Origin of the sequence: Oryzihumus sp. (genome assembly GCF_036391795.1) — a bacterium.
Taxonomy (GTDB): Bacteria; Actinomycetota; Actinomycetes; order Actinomycetales; family Dermatophilaceae; genus Oryzihumus.
Map to the genome: position 1 here is coordinate 1 of NZ_DASVZH010000062.1, position 2,915 is coordinate 2,915.

At 75.2% G+C, this 2,915-nt stretch carries 2 protein-coding genes and 1 pseudogene; 2 read left to right on the forward strand and 1 reads right to left on the reverse strand.

Going from position 1 to position 2,915, the window contains the following annotated elements:
- A partial coding sequence (locus VF825_RS03490; protein WP_331110189.1) for a hypothetical protein occupies positions 1-1,268 on the reverse strand: 1,268 nt, incomplete at its 3' end.
- Between the two features lie 64 nt (positions 1,269-1,332).
- Here VF825_RS03490 and mshD point away from each other — a divergent pair.
- Positions 1,333-2,307, forward strand: coding sequence for a mycothiol synthase (gene mshD, locus VF825_RS03495; RefSeq protein ID WP_331110191.1), 975 nt, complete (start codon positions 1,333-1,335; stop codon positions 2,305-2,307).
- Between the two features lie 108 nt (positions 2,308-2,415).
- Positions 2,416-2,915, forward strand: a pseudogene (locus VF825_RS03500) (RNA degradosome polyphosphate kinase); the annotation flags it as partial.

Below are 2,915 nucleotides of genomic sequence, written 5' to 3' on the forward strand. Positions count from 1 at the left end.
GCGGGCAGGGCGTCCACGGCCAGTTCGGTCAGCAGGTCGAGGTCGCGCGGCTGCGGCATCCAGGTGAGCACGCTCAGCGCCTCGTGCGCCCCGGGCCGGTCGCCCTCGGCCAGGCTCGCCCGCAGCTGCTGCCCGTACGCCCGCCCCAGCGCCGGCCCGGTCGGGCAGAGCATGAGCACCGCGAGCGCGCTGCCCCGCGACTCCTCGTTGGTGTCCTGCGCCGCCTGGTCCAGCAGCCGCAGCAGGGTCGGGTGCTGCTCCAGCGGCTCGCCCAGGGCCTCGACCAGGTGCCCGCGGACCGCCTCCATCACCCGTTGGGCCGCGGTGCGCGGCAGGGCCGATTCGCCGAGCAGGACCGCGGCCGCGGCCGGGTCCCGGTCGCCGTCGAGCACGCTCTCGGCCACCCGGTGCCGGGTCGGCTCGTCGACGGCCCGGATGAGGTTGGCCGCGCTGCGCCGCACCCGGTAGGAGGAGTGCTCGCTGGTCAGGTGCCCCCACGCCAGCCGGCACAGCCGACCGGTCAGCTCGGCCGGCAGCCTCCGCCGGCGCACCTGGCTGGCCGCGGTGAACAGCGCCGCGCGCAGTGCGTTGGCGTTGACCGGCGACTCCACGTGCCGGGCGAGCAGGGGCCCGGCACCCGGCATACCGGTGAAGTTCAGCAGGGTCACGACCTCGCTGTAGACCTGCGCGTCCGGGTCCTCCAGCGTCGCGCTGGCCAGGTCGACGATGACCGGGGCGATCTGCGGGTGACCGGCCAGGCGGGCGATCGCCTCGGTGCGCCGGGCGTAGGACAGCCCCGTGCTCACCGACATCTCCAGCAGGGCCCGGCGCAGCAGCGCCTCGCTGTCCCCGGCGCGGATCAGCACGTGCGACATGCCCGCCATCAGCGCCGACAGCTCGTCCCAGTCGGCGGCGGTCATCGGCTCGCTGCCCAGCGCCCGCTCCAGCAGCTGCAGGGCCCGGGCCGAGGGCGCCACCGGACGCGGCGGCGGCAGCGCGGGCTCGGCCCGCACCGGCTCCTCCTGCCGGGCCAGGGTGTCGATGGCCGTGAGCAGCTGCCCCTGCGGCAGCCCGAGCAGCGTCTCGTAGCGCTCCACCAGCCCGTGGCTCGGCGCCACCTGCCCGCTCTCCCACCGGGCCACCACGGCCGGGTCCACCGGCGGCGCGTCGCCGGCGCCGCGCGCGAACACCACCGGGTCGCGCAGCGCCTCGTCCTGCGCGAACCGGCGCGCCGTCCGCAGCAGCCAGGCAACGTCGTCGTGCAGCACGCGGTCAGTATGTCGGCGGCCGCCCGTCGGGGCTGCCCCTTGGCCGAACCGTGGGCGTGGTGCAATGAGCGCCATGCGCGTGGACGGCCTCTTCCAGCTCGACGACGACCAGTCGCACGCGGTGCTGTCCCTGGCCCGGCGCGCGACCACCGCCGACGGGGTCACCCCCCTGTCCGAGCACGTCCTGCTCCACGTGCGCCACAGCAGCGGCGCCTCGGTAGACGCCCCCCTCAGCCACTTCCTCCTGTATGACGGCACGCAGCTGGTCGGGTACGCCCACCTCGAGCACGGCTCGGGTGGCGAGCCCGCCACCGCCGAGGTCGTCGTCGAACCCGACCTGCGCCGCAGCGGGGCCGGCCGCACCCTCGTCCACGCCCTCCTGCAGCAGGCGCCGGACCTGCGGCTGTGGTCCCACGGCCACCTCGAGGCCGCCCGGGCCTTCGCCGCGCGGGACGGCTTCACCTCGGTGCGCGAGCTGTGGCGGATGAAGCGCCCGCTCGGCCCGGAGGTCGGGGCCGAGCCGCTGCCCGAGCCGCACCTGCCCGAGGGGTTCACCGTGCGGACCTTCGTCGAGGGCCAGGACGAGGACGCCTGGCTGGCGGTCAACGCCCGCGCCTTCGCCCACCACCCCGAGCAGGGCCGGATCACCCGCGCCGACCTCGACCAGCGCTTCGCCGAGGACTGGTTCGACCCCGACGGGTTCATCCTCGTGGAGGACCCGACCGGCCGGCTCGCCGCCTTCCACTGGACCAAGGTGCACGCGCACACCGCCACCCCGGGCAACGGCCAGCCCAGCCACCCGCCGATGGGCGAGGTCTACGTCGTGGGGGTCGACCCCGACTTCCAGGGCCACGGCCTCGGCCGGGCGGTCACCCTGCTCGGCCTGCGGCACCTGGAGTCGCTCGGCCTGGCCGAGGCGATGCTCTACGTCGACGGCGACAACGCCGCGGCCATCGCCACCTACACCCGCCTGGGCTTCGAGCGCGCCGCCGTCGACGTCATGTACTCCCGGGCCGCCACCGGCGGGCCGGACGCCTGAGGCGAGGCACGGCATACCGGCTGGTCACGGCCCGCTCACCGGTCCAGCAGGCGGACTCGCTCGCCGGGAAGGTAACGGTGTTCACCTGACGGTGCCACGATGGAGGGCATGACCACCGAGTCGCCGGACCGCGTCATCGAGGAACCCCAGCCGCAGGACGCCCGGGAGCGTGAGGCCGCCGCCGAGGCCGGCGAGCCTGTGCGGTCCATCGCGAGCGCCCGGCCACGGCAGTCCAACGGGCGGTTCATGCGCGTGGTCCCCTCCACCCACGGCCAGCCCGGCGCGCTCGGGCCCGACGGGCTGCCCGAGGACCGGTTCCTCGACCGCGAGATCTCCTGGCTGCAGTTCAACGAGCGGGTGCTCCAGCTCGCCGACGACCCCTCGGTGCCGCTGCTGGAGCGGGCGCGCTACCTGTCGATCTTCGCCAGCAACCTCGACGAGTTCTTCATGGTCCGCGTCGCCGGGCTCAAGCGCCGGATCGCCACCGGCCTGGCGATGCGTTCGGCCTCCGGGCTGGAGCCGCGCGAGGTGCTCGAGCAGATCAGCCTGGTCGCGCACGAGCTGATGTGGATGCACGCCGACACCTTCGAGAAGTCGGTGCGCCCCGC